Annotated in this window: 17 protein-coding genes and 1 tRNA gene; 13 read left to right on the top strand and 5 right to left on the bottom strand. The window is 46.2% G+C overall.

The genetic code is table 11. The features are described 5' to 3' along the window. Positions 1-129: 129 nt before the first annotated feature. Entirely contained in the window at positions 130-345 is a 216-nt protein-coding gene (locus RDP42_RS11240; protein WP_308763752.1) for a hypothetical protein, read from the top strand. Between the two features lie 132 nt (positions 346-477). Here RDP42_RS11240 and nagA (RDP42_RS11235) read toward each other — a convergent pair whose 3' ends face one another. Together nagA (RDP42_RS11235) and nagA (RDP42_RS11230) are read right to left on the bottom strand one after the other, a co-directional pair. Next, positions 478-1647, bottom strand: a complete 1170-nt coding sequence (nagA, locus tag RDP42_RS11235; RefSeq protein WP_308763751.1) for an N-acetylglucosamine-6-phosphate deacetylase — start codon at positions 1645-1647, stop codon at positions 478-480. Positions 1648-1670: 23 nt separating this feature from the next. After that, positions 1671-2837, bottom strand: coding sequence for an N-acetylglucosamine-6-phosphate deacetylase (gene nagA, locus RDP42_RS11230; protein WP_308763750.1), 1167 nt, complete (start codon positions 2835-2837; stop codon positions 1671-1673). Positions 2838-3217: 380 nt separating this feature from the next. Between nagA (RDP42_RS11230) and RDP42_RS11225 the strand changes: the two genes are divergently transcribed. The 12 genes from RDP42_RS11225 to trxA all read left to right on the top strand — a co-directional run bounded on the left by RDP42_RS11225 (position 3218) and on the right by trxA (position 11588). After that, on the top strand, positions 3218-3754 hold the full coding sequence (locus RDP42_RS11225) for a DUF177 domain-containing protein (RefSeq protein ID WP_308763749.1): 537 nt from the start codon (positions 3218-3220) through the stop codon (positions 3752-3754). 16 nt (positions 3755-3770) lie between these two features. Further along, positions 3771-3956: a 50S ribosomal protein L32 gene (gene rpmF, locus RDP42_RS11220; RefSeq protein ID WP_007565939.1), complete on the top strand. Its 186-nt coding sequence runs from the start codon at positions 3771-3773 to the stop codon at positions 3954-3956. Positions 3957-4063: 107 nt separating this feature from the next. Further along, positions 4064-5065 carry a beta-ketoacyl-ACP synthase III gene (locus tag RDP42_RS11215; RefSeq protein WP_204473781.1) on the top strand — a complete coding sequence of 334 codons (1002 nt, stop codon included), beginning with the start codon at positions 4064-4066 and terminating at the stop codon, positions 5063-5065. A 75-nt stretch (positions 5066-5140) separates the two neighbouring features. Further along, positions 5141-6022 carry a GTPase Era gene (gene era / locus RDP42_RS11210; RefSeq protein ID WP_022354681.1) on the top strand — a complete coding sequence of 294 codons (882 nt, stop codon included), beginning with the start codon at positions 5141-5143 and terminating at the stop codon, positions 6020-6022. Positions 6023-6055: 33 nt separating this feature from the next. Further along, positions 6056-7369, top strand: a complete 1314-nt coding sequence (gene der, locus RDP42_RS11205; RefSeq protein WP_204473564.1) for a ribosome biogenesis GTPase Der — start codon at positions 6056-6058, stop codon at positions 7367-7369. Between the two features lie 137 nt (positions 7370-7506). Beyond that, a tRNA-Leu gene (locus RDP42_RS11200) sits at positions 7507-7590 on the top strand. Positions 7591-7649: 59 nt separating this feature from the next. Next, entirely contained in the window at positions 7650-8582 is a 933-nt protein-coding gene (locus RDP42_RS11195) for an acyltransferase (RefSeq protein WP_308763748.1), read from the top strand. Positions 8583-8686: 104 nt separating this feature from the next. Further along, a complete protein-coding gene (locus RDP42_RS11190) occupies positions 8687-9172 on the top strand; it encodes a ferritin (protein ID WP_303913748.1) in 486 nt (161 codons plus the stop codon). 159 nt (positions 9173-9331) lie between these two features. Further along, positions 9332-10012 carry a hypothetical protein gene (locus RDP42_RS11185; RefSeq protein ID WP_308763747.1) on the top strand — a complete coding sequence of 227 codons (681 nt, stop codon included), beginning with the start codon at positions 9332-9334 and terminating at the stop codon, positions 10010-10012. Between the two features lie 30 nt (positions 10013-10042). After that, positions 10043-10612 carry a cob(I)yrinic acid a,c-diamide adenosyltransferase gene (locus RDP42_RS11180; protein WP_308763746.1) on the top strand — a complete coding sequence of 190 codons (570 nt, stop codon included), beginning with the start codon at positions 10043-10045 and terminating at the stop codon, positions 10610-10612. 63 nt (positions 10613-10675) lie between these two features. Continuing rightward, positions 10676-10897, top strand: coding sequence for a DUF2795 domain-containing protein (locus tag RDP42_RS11175; RefSeq protein WP_002558131.1), 222 nt, complete (start codon positions 10676-10678; stop codon positions 10895-10897). A gap of 211 nt (positions 10898-11108) precedes the next feature. Continuing rightward, the gene (gene trxA / locus RDP42_RS11170; RefSeq protein ID WP_308763745.1) at positions 11109-11588 is read left to right on the top strand and encodes a thioredoxin; all 480 of its coding nucleotides are present in this window, start codon (positions 11109-11111) and stop codon (positions 11586-11588) included. Between the two features lie 79 nt (positions 11589-11667). Here trxA and RDP42_RS11165 read toward each other — a convergent pair whose 3' ends face one another. From RDP42_RS11165 to rpsT, 3 genes are all read right to left on the bottom strand, one after another. Next, on the bottom strand, positions 11668-14346 hold the full coding sequence (locus RDP42_RS11165) for a 4-alpha-glucanotransferase (protein ID WP_308763744.1): 2679 nt from the start codon (positions 14344-14346) through the stop codon (positions 11668-11670). 158 nt (positions 14347-14504) lie between these two features. Next, positions 14505-16469, bottom strand: coding sequence for a DNA topoisomerase (ATP-hydrolyzing) subunit B (gyrB, locus tag RDP42_RS11160; protein WP_308763743.1), 1965 nt, complete (start codon positions 16467-16469; stop codon positions 14505-14507). Positions 16470-16633: 164 nt separating this feature from the next. Next, complete coding sequence (gene rpsT / locus RDP42_RS11155) at positions 16634-16888, bottom strand: 30S ribosomal protein S20 (protein ID WP_072543621.1); 255 nt, start codon at positions 16886-16888, stop codon at positions 16634-16636. Positions 16889-16912: the final 24 nt, after the last annotated feature.

Raw genomic sequence — 16912 nt, 5'->3', positions numbered from 1 at the left:
CGCCACGCCGATGGTACTGCGTACAAGTGGGAGAGTAGGTAGTCGCCGTTTTAGAGAAGTCCTGAAGCATAACTGCTCCGGGGCTTTTTTTTATGCCCTGACGGGTACACGGGAAACGGCGGGGCCGGAATGATGACCGAAGGAGTCCTCGGACGGGGCAGCGTGAATACGGGGGTAGTAGAATATGTTTTCCGGCGTCCCGTCAGAAGCTGGAGAGATGGCCGACAAATCATGAATCTGCATTGGGGAAAGCAATGTCCCGTTATCTTCCAAGCCTGCTTAATGCGGCTCAGGAAAGCCTTGGGCGGTGTGTGTCTGTCACGGCGCTCCTGTCGCTTCCTTTAGCCTGTATGGTAATCCCAGAAATGTGCTCTCCCCGTTGGTAGAGACGGCTGATAGCCTTTAAAATCAGACATAAAAAAACTCCGGACTTCACAGCCCAGAGTTTTTGCGATTGATTTCTATAATATAATTAGGTTAGTGAATCATTGTATTCGTGTCTTCTACAATTTTTCCGTAGGAGAATACGCATCTTACATTGATATCTTTGTCCAAGATGACAATGTCTGCATCTTTTCCTTTTTGTAGGGTACCTTTATAGGCTCCTATGCCAATCAGGTTGGCTGGAGTTTCGGAAGCCATTCGTACGGCATCAGCCAAAGGAATAGCTGCTTTTTTCACCATGGTTTGAATCAATGTTTCCATCGTGGCCAAACTTCCGGCTAAAGCGGAATGATCGGCTAGTTTGCATACACCATTTTCAATGATGTATCTTGGATCATTGATCGGTTCTCCTGTGTAGGCTGCATATTTCAGGGCATCGGTTACCAAGCAGGTTTGTTCCACCCCTTTCAATTTGTAGACGAGTTTGAGAATCGTAGCTGGAAGGTGGATTCCGTCGGCGATCACCTCTACACTCATTCCGTCGGTGAGGTACACACTTTCTACGGTGCCTTCGTATTTGTATTCACGACGTTTGTGGAATCCCGGCATGGCATTATAGAAGTGGGCTGCATGAGTGAAACCGGCTTCGAAAGCAGCTTTAATTTCTGGATATTCTGCTTCGGTATGGGTGATTGCAGTCAGGATACCTTTTGAGGTAGTATATCTGGCGAAATCGTGGGCTCCTGGCAGTTCAGGACTGATGTCCCAGCGCTTGATGCATTGTGTACTTTCAAGTAATGGGATATATTCTTCCGGATCGGGGTCTTTCAGGAATTCTTCCCATTGCGTTCCGGCCATCTTCTTATTCAAATAGGGGCCTTCTATGTGCAATCCCTGTATGGTGCTTCCTTCTTCTTTCATCAATTCTTCGCACGCGTTCACTGCACGTCGGATATTTTCGAAACTGGTGGAAGAAAGAGTAGGAAAAATGGAAGTAGCTCCATGTTTCAAATGAGCCTGTGTGGCCTTCTGAAAAGCTTCGACAGTTCCTTCTGTGAAGTCGTGTCCGCCACCTCCATGTGCATGCATGCTCACGAAGCCTGGCACGATGTACATACCTTTGGCATCGATGACGGTAGCACCGATGACAGCCAGGTCGCTGTTTGTGACTTCCAAAATTTTTCCGTCACTGATGAGTACGGAGCCGTCTTTCATCCATCCTTGTGGAGTAAGAATATGGCCGTTTATGATTTGTGTCAGCATAATTGTCGAATGTTTTTAAGTGGTTAAAAAAGTGTGTTAGTGCCTTCTACCAGTTTTCCCATTGCCCATACGGCACGTACATTAAGGTCACGGTCGAGGGCCATGATGTCGGCATCTTTGCCTCTTTCAAGGGTACCTTTCCGGTCAAGAACACCCATAATGCGGGCCGGAGTTTCAGAAGCCATTCTGACTGCATCCTCCAAAGGAATCTCTGCCTTCTGGACCATGGTACGAATCAGGCGGTCCATGGTGGCGATACTTCCAGCCAGTGCAGAACGGTCGGCCAGTTTGCAAACACCATCTTCGATGATGACGCGCGGGTCGAAGGCTTCTTTACTGTCGCTTGCGGCACAGGCCAGTGCATCGGTGATTAACGCAGTTTTTTCTACTCCTTTAATTTTGTGTACCAGACGCAGAATGGTAGGAGGTACATGAATGCCGTCGGCAACTACTTCCACGGTCATGTCGTCCATTAAATAAATACTTTCTACAGTACCTTCGTATTTGTATTCACGGCGTTTATGGAATCCCGGCATAGCGTTGTAGAAGTGAGTGGCATGTGTATAACCTGCCTGGAATGCGGTATAGATATCTTCAAACTCAGCTTGTGTGTGTCCTACTGCAGCCAACACGCCTTTTGAAGTGATGTATTTACCAAACTGCATGGCACCCGGAAGTTCGGGAGCCGCGTCCCAACGTTTGATGCAATGTGTGTCTTCCAATAGGGGAATGTACTCTTCAGGATCAGGGTTCTTGATATTCTCAGGCATTTGTCCCCCTGCCATTTTTATGTTAAAGTAATGTCCTTCCAAGTGAAGTCCAAGTACTGGACTATCGGGCTCGCTCATTAATTTTTCCGTAGTAGCCGCTGCGGCACGGATCATCGGAATGGTAGAAGAAGAAAGGGTGGGGAAGATGCTGGTCGTTCCATGCTGCATGTGTGCCTTGACTGCAGTACGGAAAGCGTCTTCACTGCCTTCCATGAAATCGCGTCCGCCACCTCCGTGTACATGGATTTCAACTCCTCCTGGTACGATATACATACCTTTGGCGTCAATCAGTGTAGCACCTACGATAGCCAGATCGCAGTTGGTTACTTCCAGAATTTTGTTGTCTCTGATTAGTACGGAACCGTCTTTCAGCCATCCTTGCGGGGTTAAAATACGGGCATTAATTATTTGAGTTAACATATTGAATAAGGTTTGATATCTTTGATATGTGCTGCAAATTTAATTAATTTGCTAATAAAATGTACGATTGATAATATATTTATTTATGATTTAAGGGTTAATTAAATTAAAAGTGTGCGGGATTCTCCTTTGCGCAGTAAAAAATGAATGGATTTGCGCCCGTTTCTCTTTTGTGAGGCTGATTCATGCATTTATTTATACCTATTTTTAATATAGAGAAATAGAAACTCGAAAGTGTGAAGTATGTTAAACAAGCATTTTTAATAAATAAAAAGCAGAAAGATTAGATGAAATGAATTATTATTTGTATCTTTGTCGCCCGATTTATATGGTATTGCGACTTGGGAAAACTTAGTACATACAAGATAGAATTAAAGAACATGACGGAAAACTCAGCTGATTATGAGTTCTCTTTGACCAATCAGTTCTTTACGGATATTGACGCTCCAGAAATCCAGAAGGGAAAGTTGCAGGTGCAGCTGAACGTAAAAAAAACGATGGGGGTCTATGTCCTTACTTTCCATATCGAAGGTTCTGTAATTGTGCCTTGTGACCGTTGTCTGGATGACATGGAATTACCGGTGGTTACAGATGATACCTTGAAGGTGAAACTGGGAGCTGCATTCTCAGATGAGGACGATATGGTCATTGTGCCCGAGGAAGACGGTTATATTAATGTCGCGTGGTTTATGTACGAGTTTATCGCATTGAGTTTACCGATGAAGCATGTGCATGCTCCTGGACAATGCAATAAAAGTATGATGGGAGCTTTGAACAAACATCTACGCACTTCGGCTGAGGAGGAAGGCGAGATGGATGATTTCCTCTTGGAGGAAGAAATGGATGAGGAATTGCCTGAATCCCGAGAAATAGATCCGAGATGGAACGAATTGAAGAAAATATTAGATAATAATTAAATAAAAGTTTAGAAAAATGGCACATCCTAAAAGAAGACAATCAAAAACGAGAACTGCGAAGAGAAGAACTCACGACAAGGCAGTTGCTCCTACGTTGGCTATTTGCCCGAACTGCGGTGCATGGCATGTTTATCACACAGTATGTGGGGCTTGCGGTTATTACAGAGGTAAGTTGGCTATCGAAAAAGAAGCTGCTCTTTAATAACTTGACGCTTTGTTGAACATCTTTGCATGTTCCAGGAAAATTAAAGCCGGAGAGCCATTTCGGCTCCCCGGCTGTTTTTTTATAGGCCACGAAATTAAGAAATGATGGAAAAAATAAATGCAGTAATTACCGGAGTCGGTGGGTATGTACCTGATTATGTATTGACAAACGAAGAATTGTCGAGAATGGTTGACACCAACGATGAGTGGATTATGACCCGTATCGGGGTAAAAGAAAGACGTATCCTGAACGAAGAAGGTTTGGGAACTTCATATATGGCTCGTAAGGCCGCTAAGCAGTTGATGCAGAAAACGGATTCAGATCCGGCTTCCATTGATTGTGTAATTGTAGCGACGACAACTCCTGACTATCATTTCCCTTCTACAGCTTCTATTCTTTGTGATAAACTTGGATTGAAGAATGCATATGCATTCGACTTGCAGGCTGCTTGCAGTGGTTTCTTGTTTGCGATGGAAACAGCTGCCAGCATGATTCAGTCAGGCCGTCACAAGAAAATTATCATTGTGGGCGCAGATAAGATGTCTTCCATGGTGAACTATTCAGACCGTGCCACTTGCCCGATTTTCGGAGATGGTGCTGCGGCTTGTATGGTGGAAGCTACCACAGAAGATTATGGTATTATCGATTCTATCTTGCGTACAGATGGTAAAGGACTTCCGTTCCTGCATATGAAAGCAGGTGGTTCAGTTTGTCCTCCTTCTTATTTTACCATTGACAACAAGATGCATTATTTGTATCAGGAAGGTAGAACCGTGTTCAAATATGCAGTGTCAAACATGTCAGACGTAACCGCTCAGATAGCGGAAAAACATGGTTTGACCAAAGACAACATTGACTGGATTGTTCCCCATCAGGCAAATTTGCGTATCATTGATGCGGTTGCTTCTCGTCTGGAAGTTCCATTGGACAAGGTGATGATTAATATCCAGCGCTATGGTAATACCAGTGCGGGAACGTTGCCCCTTTGCCTTTGGGATTATGAAAAGCAGCTCAAGAAGGGCGACAACATTATCTTCACTGCGTTTGGTGCTGGATTCACTTGGGGTGCCAGCTACGTGAAGTGGGGTTATGATGGAAATAAATAAACAAAGAATTAACACTACAGATAAAAAACGCATCCCAATCGATGCGTTTTTTTGTCTGTGAACGAATATTTACTTATGCACAAAGCCGGATTTGTGAATATTGTGGGTAATCCGAATGTCGGAAAATCCACTTTGATGAACTTGCTGGTGGGGGAACGTATCTCCATCGCGACTTTCAAGGCTCAGACAACGCGTCACCGTATTATGGGAATTCTCAATACGGACGACATGCAGATTGTCTTCTCTGATACTCCGGGTGTATTGAAGCCCAATTACAAGCTTCAGGAGTCTATGCTGAACTTTTCGGAATCGGCGTTGGTGGATGCGGACGTGTTATTGTATGTCACCGATACAATTGAGAAACCCGATAAGAATGCGGAGTTCATGGAAAAGGTACGTGCTTTGAAAGTACCTGTTTTGTTGCTGATAAATAAAATTGATCTGACGAACCAGGAGAATCTGGTCAAGCTGGTGGACGAGTGGCACGAGATGTTGCCGCAAGCGGAAATTATCCCGATTTCGGCTATGGCAAAATTTAATGTCGATGTGGTGATGAAACGCATCAAGGAACTGCTGCCCGACTCTCCTCCTTATTTTGGAAAAGACCAGTGGACGGATAAGCCAGCCCGTTTCTTTGTGACGGAGATTATCCGCGAGAAAATCCTGCTGTATTACGACAAGGAGATTCCTTATTCCGTAGAAGTGGTGGTAGAACAGTTCAAGGAAGATGCCAAGAGCATCCATATCAATGCCGTGATTTATGTGGAACGTGAGTCGCAGAAAGGCATTATCATCGGGCGTCAGGGAAAAGCCTTGAAAAAGGTGGCCACCGAGGCTCGTAAAACATTGGAGCATTTCTTCCAGAAATCCATTTATTTGGAAACCTTTGTCAAGGTAGACAAGGACTGGAGAAGCTCGGATAAGGAATTGAAGAATTTTGGTTATCAATTGGATTAATATCGGCTGCGAAGCCGTAAATGAAAGATAAGTATGGGAAATTTAGTTGCGATTGTAGGACGTCCCAATGTGGGAAAGTCGACACTGTTTAACCGTCTGACCAAGACGCGTCAGGCGATTGTGAATGAACAGGCCGGTACAACCCGCGACCGACAGTATGGAAAGTCGGAATGGCTGGGAAAGGAATTCTCAGTGGTAGATACCGGTGGATGGGTAGTAAACTCGGATGATGTGTTCGAGGAAGAAATCCGCAAGCAGGTGATGCTGGCCATTGAGGAAGCAGATGTCATTCTGTTTGTAGTGGATGTGATGAACGGGGTCACTGACCTGGATATGGAAGTGGCAGAAATTCTGCGCCGTTCGAAGACACCGGTACTGCTGGTAGCTAACAAGACGGATAACAACGACTTGCAATACAATGCGGCCGAGTTTTATTCGTTGGGATTGGGAGATCCTTACTGTGTTTCGGCTTTAAGTGGAAGTGGAACAGGTGATTTGCTGGATTTGGTGTTGAGCAAGTTTAAGAAAGAAACACCGGAGATTCTGGATGAAGATATTCCTCGCTTTGCAGTGGTAGGCCGTCCGAATGCTGGAAAATCATCTATTATCAATGCGTTTATCGGAGAAGACCGGAACATAGTAACGGAGATTGCAGGTACTACACGCGATTCTATCTATACGCGTTACAACAAATTTGGATTCGATTTCTATTTGGTGGATACGGCAGGTATTCGCAAGAAGAATAAGGTGAGCGAGGATCTGGAATATTATTCAGTGATTCGTTCCATCCGTTCCATTGAGAATTCGGATGTATGTATCCTGATGCTGGATGCTACTCGTGGTATTGAAGGACAGGATTTGAATATCTTCTCACTGGTGCAGCGCAACCAGAAAGGATTGGTAGTAGTGGTCAACAAGTGGGACTTGATTGAAGAAAAGACAGCCAAGGTGATGAAGGGATACGAAGATGCTATCCGCAACCGTCTGGCTCCTTTTACAGACTTCCCGATTATCTTTACTTCTGCGCTGACCAAACAGCGTATCTTGAAGGTGCTGGAAGCTGCGAAGGAAGTCTATCAGGCTCGTACGAGTCGTATTCCGACAGCACGTTTGAACGAAGAACTGCTTCCTTTGATTGAGGCTTATCCACCTCCTTCAAATAAGGGAAAATATATCAAGATTAAGTATATCACCCAGCTGCCCAATACACAGGTTCCGTCGTTTGTGTTCTTTGCCAATCTGCCTCAGTATGTGAAAGAACCTTATCGCCGTTTCCTGGAAAACAAGATTCGTGAACGGTGGAAATTGTCGGGAACCCCGATTAATATCTTCATCCGTCAGAAATAAGCGAAGAAATATGATTCAAAAGTCCCTTGTAGCTCTCAAAGTAGGAGCAATGAGGGACTTTTTTCATAAAAAATGTCTATTTACTTGCGGATTCAGAAAAATGTGTTTACCTTTGCACACGCAAAACAAAAACAAATGCCCAGATGGCGGAATCGGTAGACGCGCTGGTCTCAAACACCAGTGGAGTAACATCCATCCCGGTTCGACCCCGGGTCTGGGTACGAAGAGGTTGACTTGATAAAGTCAGCCTTTTTTTATTTACAAACCAATCTTCCGCTCCATGAAAAATCGTATTGCAGAGCTCGATTACTTGAAAGCCGTATTTATTCTGCTGATGATAGTGTTTCATCTGGCTTATATTGGTGACAAGTATCCCTACGCCAAATCGCTCGTGTACACGTTTCATATGCCTGCGTTTCTCATCATTTCAGGTTATGTGATGAATATCGCTAAGGGAGTCCGTCCGTTTCTTCGGAGCATGGGATGGATTTTCGTTCCCTATGCCGTGATGGAGACCGGTTACGTGGTGATGTCTGCGCTGTTGCCGGTCCGAGAGTCGGTGGATCATCTGACGGTTTTTTTGTGGCTCGACAAGTTGTTTCTTCATCCGTTGGGGCCTTACTGGTATTTGCATACCTTGATGTTGTGTGGATTGACTTACCTTGGAGTGGATAAATTTTTGGGGCGATGGAATCAGACAGTGTCTGTATGGATTTTGTTGGCTCTGTGTTATGCCGTATTGTCAGTTTTGGGAGTGCTATCCTTGATTAATGCGCTGTATTTTATGGCAGGGGTAGTCTTGAAACGGACAGGAGTGGACTTCCGTTCTTTTTTTGTTCCTTCTTTCTGGGCCGTGGTACCCGTGGTATGGCTGGCATGCGATGAAGCCAACCTGAACAAAGGAACTTTGTCGGGAGTGGCTATGACCTACCTGGTCATAAGTCTGTTGTTGGCCGTGTTCCGTCATCTTCCTGAAAGAATAAAGCATCCGATGAACTACATCGGTTCGCATACCTTCATTCTGCTGGTTTTCTCGCCTGTGTTTACGATGGCTGTCAAGCAGCTGGTGAAAGTGTTTGCCTTCGACGCTACCGGAATGATTTTCCTTTTTGTGTCGCTTTTTGTCTGTGTGTTAGGCTCTTTCGGTATCGCCTGGTGTCTGGACCGTCTGCATCTGTCACGCTTTTTCTGGGGGAAATCCCGCATGCTCTAACTTTTAGTAGTGAACTGTGACATCTTGTCATCTTCTGGGATTATGGCATTAATTTTGTACGTAAAAGAGTAGATGTTGAATTACTTAATAAAATACATAGAACTATGATCTCAGAAAAATTACAGAATGCTATCAACGAGCAGATTACTGCTGAAATGTGGTCTTCTAATCTGTATTTGTCCATGTCTTTCTATTTGAAGAAAGAAGGTTTCGACGGCTTCGCTTCTTGGATGAGAACTCAGTCACAGGAAGAGTTGCAGCATGCGTACGATTTGGCTGATTATTTGGCTAAACGTGGTGGCGCGGCTAAAGTAGACAAGATTGATGTCGTTCCACAAGGCTGGGGCAGTGTACAAGAAGTTTTTGAACATGTGTATCAGCACGAATGCCATGTTTCTGAACTGATTGATGAATTGGTCAATGTGGCTTCTGAAGTGAAAGATAAAGCTTCACAAGATTTCTTGTGGGGATATGTCCGTGAACAAGTTGAAGAAGAAGCTACTGCTCAGAACATCCTTGAAAAGATTAAGAAATGCGGTGATGCTGCCGGTATCCTTTATTTGGATGACAAATTGGGACAGCGTAAATAATCACGCCTGTTTTTCATGAAATATTAATCCTGAATGAAAGTCTGGAGTTATTTAGACTTTCATTCAGGATATTTTGTATCATAATCTTCCTATCCTTTTTGTTTTTCCGCTATAAACTTTATCTTTGCCTGTTGAAATAAACATAGAATCCGAGTAAAAATGGGGGATATAATATTAAGGGGGTGGAACTGGTGTCGCCGCTTCCGGCATCGTTGTGGGTATGGAGTTCATTCTCCGGCCGATTTCTTTTTTATCACGTTCGTGATATACGAACGTTTGCCTTTTTATGCCTACGGGCCGTTGCATCATTTGCGGCGGGTGGTAGCTTTTCTGCCTCATTACCGGGAAAAAGTAGATAAGTTTTTGTTTCGGCTGGTCAATTATCTTCGTCCTTCCGTATTGTGGGAAATCGGAACGGGGAGCGGCATGAGCACCCGTTATATGGCTGAAGCCCATACGGATATGCAGGTCTATACTTTTGCGAACGAACGGGAAGATGCCGTGAAACGAATCCTTTCTGGAAAATCCTCTATTGAATACGTGACGGGTGACTGTGATAAAGAGATGAGAAGACTGGTGGCCGAAGGAAAGAAGCCCGAGGTTGTGCATATTGCGCATACCGATGCGTACAAGAAAGTATATGAACAGCTGCTGCCGCTGACGGACAAGAATACCTGTTTTGTCATAGGTAGCCCTTATGCCACGCAGGAGAAAAAGAAATGGTGGAAGGAAGTGATTGCTGACCCGCGAACGGGAATCACTTTCGACCTGTATGATGTGGGGCTGGTATTTTTCGATAAGGAACGTGTGAAAGAGCACCGCATTGTGAACTTTCTTTGAGTATAACAGGAACCTTAAATTTAAAACGATATGAAACTGACTAAAATTTATACCAAAACGGGAGATAAGGGTACGACGTCACTGGTTGGAGGCGTACGGGTGTCCAAATCAGATGTACGTCTGGAGGCGTATGGTACAGTAGACGAACTGAATTCTACGCTCGGACTGCTGATTTCGGTGATGGACGATGTGGAGAGTGAAAGGCTGCTCCGGTTTGTGCAGCATAAGCTTTTCTCACTGGGTTCTTATCTGGCCACGGACATCGAAAAAATGGAACGCCCAGTAGAAAGTTCTATTTCCGAAGAGAACGTACATCGGCTGGAACAAGCCATTGATGAGATAAATGCATCGTTGCCTTCTTTAAAAGGTTTTATCCTTCCGGGAGGGAGTTATCCGGCTTCTGTCTGTCATGTGTGCCGTACGGTTTGTCGCCGGGCAGAACGGCGGATTCAGGCGCTGGAAGACACGCTTTCCTACGAACTGGATATGCAGGTGAAGTGTTTTATTAACCGATTGTCTGATTATTTGTTCGTTTTATCTCGAAGGTTAAATAATTTAACAGGAAAAAGCGAAATTTATTGGGATAAGCGTTGCGAGTGAAAGAATTTGTTATACATTTGTGACTCAATAAAACGGAAGTAAAACTGTTTAAAATTATATACTATGTATTGGACATTGGAATTGGCCTCAAAGCTGGAAGATGCTCCTTGGCCAGCAACTAAAGACGAGTTAATTGACTATGCAATGCGTTCGGGGGCTCCTTTGGAAGTTATCGAAAACTTGCAGGAAATGGAAGATGAAGGGGAAATTTATGAAAGTATAGAAGATATCTGGCCTGACTATCCGAGTAAGGAAGATTTCTTTTTCAACGAGGAAGAATATTAAACAGTAAATAGTCAAGAAGAACTTTTTGATGAGTCCAGGCAATATCAGACGCTAAGTCTGATATTACTTGGACTTTTTTCTGAACAAACGTTATATAAGGTCGGGAGACAGTAACTTGTTTCATTCAAAATTTGTTCTTATTACAGAAGATATTATTTTTGCAAAATAAGAAGATAAGGAAAATTTGATAACCCCTCATTATTTTGATTTTATGAAAAGAATATTATTGATGCTCCTGACAGCAGCCATGCTAACGCCGGCTTGTGGAAGCAAGGCGTCCAATAGCAATCAGACAGAAGCACAGAAAACTTCGGCGGAACAGACGAATGTGATACATCTGACTAAAGCCGAGTTTCTGACTAAGGTGTATAATTACGAAAAGAATCCTAAGGAATGGAAATATGAAGGCAAATTGCCGGCTATCGTCGATTTCTATGCTACCTGGTGTGGTCCTTGCAAGATGGTGGCTCCGATATTGGAAGAGCTGGCTGGAGAATACAAGGGAAAGATTGTAGTGTATAAGATTGATACGGACAAGGAACCGGAACTTTCTGCGGCTTTCGGTATCCGCAGCATCCCGACGTTGCTGTTCATTCCGGCAGAAGGTACGCCACAGGTTTCTCAGGGTGCCATGCCGAAGGATGCACTGAAGAAGGCCATCGACGAGTTCCTGTTGGGAAATAAGAAATAAACTCCCCGGTGTGGAAAAATGAAGCGTCCCCGAAGCCCAATTTGCTGGCTTCGGGGACGCTTCTTGTATAGTAGGATGCTTATTCTCTGTCGCTGTCTTCAATCAGTTCGCGGATGGTTTGATTGAGCTCATCCTCTTTGAGTAGTTCTTCCAGAGTGAGGTGCATGCGCCAGCGCCAGTAATGCCGCGGATGGGCAGGGATGTTGATGCGTTCGGCTTCCACATCTGGATTGCGCAGACGTTCACTGATGCTCATCCAGTCCTGCCAGGCCAATATGCAGAGCAGGGAAGGACTCTTCAGGTGATTGAATACAATGTCTTTGCAGAGCCATCCGGGAGCAGGCGAAGGAGTGCCTCCCATGTGGTGCATTTCATTGTGGTAGAAACGTTCGGTACGTGCAGGGTCTTCTTCCCACCAGCCGCGCAGGGTAGACATATCGTGCGTGCCGATGGTACATACCGACAGGAACGGATAGTTTTCTGTATGTCCGAACTCTTCGTTCATTTCTTTGGGCATACGCTGTATTTCGAGCGACAGAATCTGCAGTTGTTTCATGACCCAAGGCACGCATCCGGGTACCATACCGAGGTCTTCACCGCAGACCAGCATTGGAGTGGACTGGGTGAGTACCGGCAGTTTCTTCATGGCTTCCTGATACCAGAATTCGTTGTGTCGCTGATAGTAGTAATGGTTGTACAGATGGTTGAAGGCTTCCTGGTCTTTGGGTCTTAGTTGCTGGAACACGAAATCGTGTTGTACGGTAATGCGCGGATGATATTTCTCCGGATCATGGTGGTCGGGGATGAAGAGCACGTCACTGATGAGGCTGTAGAGACCTTCTTTTAGTTTCAGGCTTTCTTCGTCGTGCTTGTCACCGAACCAGGCTTCCACTTTCCGCTGGGTGTCAAATTCCGGACGCATGGCGTAGCGTCCTTCTGCTATCGGTTCGATAAAGGTGTTCCGCACCATTTCGCTTTGTGCCCCGAACAGTTTTTCCAATACGGTGTCGTCTATGAAGGGGCGGGTCATGAAGTCGGGGTCGAAATGGAGTCCGAAACTCTTGATTTCGTCCACACTGAGCGGAAGGGACGGTGAGAACTGCCCGAGCAGTCCGTGTACGGAATGGTCGGGAATTTCCCAGATACGGAAGAATCCCAAGATATGGTCGATGCGGTAGGCCGTGAAATATTCGGCCATTTTGGCAAAGCGGCGACGCCACCAGCGATAGTTGTCTTTTTCCATGGCTTCCCAGTTGTAGGTAGGGAATCCCCAGTTTTGTCCGTTGACGGAGAAATCATCGGGAGGAGCGCCGGCCTGTCCGTTGAGATGGAAGTAATGCGGTTCCACCCATGCTTCCACGCTGGTACGGCTGATGCCGATGGGAATGTCCCCTTTCAGCAGGATGCCCTTCTGACGCGCATAGGTGCTCACAGCCAGCAGTTGCACGTGGAGCAGGTATTGCAGGTAGTAGTAGAAAGCAATCTGCGGATAAGCTTTGTGTTCGGCCGTACACAGCTGGGCGATTTCGTCGGGCTGGTAGGTACTGTAAGCCGGCCATTGGTTGAAATCCGGAGTGCCGTATGAGTCACGCAGGTAGCAGAAGGCAGCGTATGGGCGCAGCCATTCTTCGTTGCGGCGGAAGAAATCCAGAAAATCTTCTGAAGCCAGTGTCTTTTTGCCTTCCTGTTTGTAAATCTGATGCAGGTAATTCAGTTTCAGCTGGGTGGACTGTTCATAATCCATCATCGAGAAAGAGTTCACCTTGAGCCGTTCCTTCTCGAAAGCTTCGGCAGCTTTTTTGTTTTTGAGTGCCGGAAGCTGGCGAAGGTCGATGTACATCGGGTGGAACGCATAGATGGAAATGCTGTTATAGGGATAAGAGTCTGTCCATTTTCCTGTCAGTGTGGTATCGTTGATGGGCAGAATCTGGATGGCTCTCTGCTTGGTCTGGCAAGCCCAGTCCATCAGCTTCTTCAGGTCGCCGAAATCCCCCATGCCGCAGCTTCCTTCCGAGCGGAGGGAGAATACGGGGATGGCGCAGCCGGCAATCCGGTGAGGGGTATCCTCGAAGAACACCTCCGTTTCCATGGGCAGGTAAGTTTCGCCGCGTTGGAGTGGCTGGAGGGAAAAGGTCCGGTTGGGCCGTGTTTCCCATTTCTCCACGGCACCGCTTTCTTCCTGCAGGGCCACGAACTTATACTCAAACGGGAATTGCAGGGTGGAGGCATCCAGTGTCAGATGCCATACGTTGGGCTGTACTTCCTTCATCCGGAGCGGACGGCAGTATTCCCAGTTGCCTAAGGCCGCGCAGCTGCCGATGATTCCCAACTGTTGTTTCCGGTTGCGCAGTCCCGGACAGAGCGCCCGGAAGGTGATGCAGCGTCCGGCGTCGTTGGAGAGTTTGGTCGGTTGTTGCGGTATATATGCGTGGTTGAAGGCCGAAGTGTAGAGATAGGCATTTTGCGGCAGGTCTCTCCAGCAGTCTTCAATCAGGTAATGGTGCTGTTGTATGTTGCCCGGGTAGAAAGAGTGGGGAATGGCTCCAAATTCTTTTCGTGTCACCTTTCCGTGCAGCTTGACGGCATAGCGGTAAGTGATGGGTTCGGAGGAATGGAAGTCGCAGTCTGCCATTCCTGTCCATTCTTCCCCGTTGCGGGTAGTCATTTCTACGGCGTGTTGTATCTGTTGCTGGTGGAGGAAGACACAGAGGCTTTCTCCCCAGCCCGTACGGTATTGTATGCGAAAAGTAATTTTCATATCGTATGTATTAGTTTGTGGCTTTTTGTTTTGCTCAAAAGTAATGAATCTGATGGAGTTGTGCAAATAAAAAACTCCGGATGTCCTTGCGGAATCCGGAGTTTCCCTCTGTAAGATGTGAGGCTGGATTTAAAATAATGAATTAAGAAAAAATTGAATCATGCGTCGATATTTGCATACGTCGCATTCTTCTCGATAAATTCACGTCGTGGACCTACATCGTCGCCCATCAGCATGGAGAAGATGTAGTCGGCTTCGGCCGCATTTTCAATGTTCACTTGTTTCAGGATACGGGTTTCCGGATTCATGGTGGTTTCCCACAGCTGTTCCGGGTTCATTTCACCCAAACCTTTGTAGCGCTGGGTGTGGATGCCTTGTTCGCTTCCGTCACCGTATTTCTGGATGAAAGCCTGACGGGCTTCGTCTGTATAGCAGTATTCACTGATTTTTCCTTTGCTGCATTTATACAACGGCGGAGTGGCGATGTACAGGTGTCCGCCCTGGATAACCTCGGGCATGTAGCGGTAGAACAGTGTCATGATCAGGGTGTCGATGTGAGAACCATCGACATCGGCATCGGTCATGATGATGACTTTGTGGTAGCGCAGCTTGTCGATGTTGGCTTTCTTGCTGTCTTCTTCTCCGTCCACTCCGAAGCGTACGCCCAGTGCCTGGATGATGTTGTTCACTTCGTCGCTTTCGAATGCCTTGTGCCACATGGCTTTTTCCACGTTCAGAATCTTACCGCGCAGCGGCAGGATGGCCTGGAACTGACGGCTTCGTCCCTGTTTGGCAGAACCGCCGGCCGAATCACCCTCGACGAGGAACAGCTCACATTCTTCTGCCACACGGCTGGAACAGTCGGCCAGTTTACCCGGCAGTCCGCCTCCGCCCATCGGGCTCTTGCGCTGTACTGATTCGCGGGCCTTGCGGGCAGCCACACGTGCGGTGGCAGCCAGTACCACTTTGTCGACAATGATTTTGGCTTCTTTCGGATGTTCTTCCAAGTAGTTGGTCAGAGCTTCGCCCACCGCCTGGTTTACGGCACCGCTCACTTCGTTGTTGCCGAGCTTCGTCTTGGTCTGACCTTCGAACTGCGGTTCGGCCACCTTGACAGAAATCACGGCGATCAGTCCTTCACGGAAATCCTCTCCGGAAATTTCCACTTTGGCTTTTTCAAGTGCCTTGCTCTCTTCGGCATATTTTTTCAGCACACGGGTCAGGGCCATACGGAAACCGGCTTCGTGCGTACCACCTTCAATGGTGTTGATGTTGTTTACATACGAATGCAGGTTTTCGCGGAATCCCGTGTTGTACATGATGGCACACTCGATAGGAATTCCCTGTTTTTCCGTGTTCAGGTAAATTACGTCGTCAATCAGCGGTGTATTGTTGGAGTTCAGGAAACGTACGAACTCTTTCACTCCTTCTTCGGAGTGGAACACTTCCTGCTTGTAAGAACCGTCTTCTTCCTTCACACGCTTGTCGGTCAGCGTGATGGTGATGCCTTTGTTCAGGTAGGCCAGTTCGCGCATACGCGCCTGAAGGATGCTGTATTTGTATTCAGTGACCGTGAAGATGCTGGCATCGGGCCAGAACGTCTGTCGGGTACCGGTGAGGTCGGTGGTGCCCACTTCCTTGACCGGATAGAGCGGCTTTCCGCAAGCATATTCCTGCTGGTACACTTTTCCGTTGCGGAAGACGTTGGTAATCATGTGGGTAGACAGGGCATTTACGCATGAAACACCCACTCCGTGCAAACCTCCGGATACCTTGTAAGAACCTTTGTCGAACTTACCTCCGGCATGGAGTACAGTCATTACGACTTCAAGGGCTGATTTTTTTTCTTTCTGGTGGAAATCGACCGGAATACCTCGACCGTTGTCCTGTACGGTAATCGAGTTGTCTTCGTTGATGGTTACTTCTATATGTGTACAATAACCGGCAAGGGCTTCGTCAATGGAGTTGTCTACTACCTCGTAGACCAAGTGATGCAAGCCTTTTTCGCTGATGTCGCCGATATACATGGCGGGGCGTTTACGAACGGCCTCCAGTCCTTCCAACACCTGGATACTGCTGGCCGAGTAGTTGCTTCCGCTGTTCTGTGTCAGTTCTTCACTCATGTTTTTTTCTTCGTTTTTTTAAGCTTTCAAAGATACTAAAAAAAACTGGTATAAACCGATTTTCAGCACTCTAAAAATCGTGAAAAAGACATGAAGCAGGTAGATACGACAAAAGGCCAGATGACGACATCCAGCCTTAATATCTTTTTACGTCAAGCGTAAACTTAAGCCAATTTGCTGATATAAGCAGCCAGTTTAGACTTCAAGTTAGCAGCTTTGTTCGCATGGATAATGTTGCGCTTAGCCAGCTTATCCAACATTTTCTGTACACTAGGATACAATGCAACAGCTTCAGCTTTGTCTGTAGTTGCACGAAGTTTCTTCACTGCATTGCGCATTGTCTTCGCATAATATCTGTTGTGAAGTCTTCTTTTTTCTTCCTGTCTGATTCTCTTAATAGATGATTTGTGATTTGCCATCTCGACTAATCTTTAATATTGTTC

The organism is uncultured Bacteroides sp. (assembly GCF_902472605.1).
Lineage (GTDB): Bacteria > Bacteroidota > Bacteroidia > Bacteroidales > Bacteroidaceae > Phocaeicola.
The sequence above is the reverse complement of the archived record's forward strand: the minus strand, read 5'-3'. Positions and strand labels throughout refer to the sequence as shown.

Coding starts and splice junctions, on each gene's coding strand:
- RDP42_RS11225 (WP_308763749.1), top strand. CDS start 3,218: ATGACGGAAAACTCAGCTGATTATGAGTTCTCTTTGACCAATCAGTTC.
- gyrB (WP_308763743.1), bottom strand. CDS start 16,469: ATGAGTGAAGAACTGACACAGAACAGCGGAAGCAACTACTCGGCCAGC.
- RDP42_RS11195 (WP_308763748.1), top strand. CDS start 7,650: ATGAAAAATCGTATTGCAGAGCTCGATTACTTGAAAGCCGTATTTATT.
- der (WP_204473564.1), top strand. CDS start 6,056: ATGGGAAATTTAGTTGCGATTGTAGGACGTCCCAATGTGGGAAAGTCG.
- nagA (WP_308763750.1), bottom strand. CDS start 2,837: ATGTTAACTCAAATAATTAATGCCCGTATTTTAACCCCGCAAGGATGG.
- RDP42_RS11165 (WP_308763744.1), bottom strand. CDS start 14,346: ATGAAAATTACTTTTCGCATACAATACCGTACGGGCTGGGGAGAAAGC.
- RDP42_RS11190 (WP_303913748.1), top strand. CDS start 8,687: ATGATCTCAGAAAAATTACAGAATGCTATCAACGAGCAGATTACTGCT.
- rpsT (WP_072543621.1), bottom strand. CDS start 16,888: ATGGCAAATCACAAATCATCTATTAAGAGAATCAGACAGGAAGAAAAA.
- nagA (WP_308763751.1), bottom strand. CDS start 1,647: ATGCTGACACAAATCATAAACGGCCATATTCTTACTCCACAAGGATGG.
- RDP42_RS11180 (WP_308763746.1), top strand. CDS start 10,043: ATGAAACTGACTAAAATTTATACCAAAACGGGAGATAAGGGTACGACG.
- RDP42_RS11175 (WP_002558131.1), top strand. CDS start 10,676: ATGTATTGGACATTGGAATTGGCCTCAAAGCTGGAAGATGCTCCTTGG.
- trxA (WP_308763745.1), top strand. CDS start 11,109: ATGAAAAGAATATTATTGATGCTCCTGACAGCAGCCATGCTAACGCCG.
- RDP42_RS11240 (WP_308763752.1), top strand. CDS start 130: ATGATGACCGAAGGAGTCCTCGGACGGGGCAGCGTGAATACGGGGGTA.
- era (WP_022354681.1), top strand. CDS start 5,141: ATGCACAAAGCCGGATTTGTGAATATTGTGGGTAATCCGAATGTCGGA.
- RDP42_RS11185 (WP_308763747.1), top strand. CDS start 9,332: ATGGGGGATATAATATTAAGGGGGTGGAACTGGTGTCGCCGCTTCCGG.
- rpmF (WP_007565939.1), top strand. CDS start 3,771: ATGGCACATCCTAAAAGAAGACAATCAAAAACGAGAACTGCGAAGAGA.
- RDP42_RS11215 (WP_204473781.1), top strand. CDS start 4,064: ATGGAAAAAATAAATGCAGTAATTACCGGAGTCGGTGGGTATGTACCT.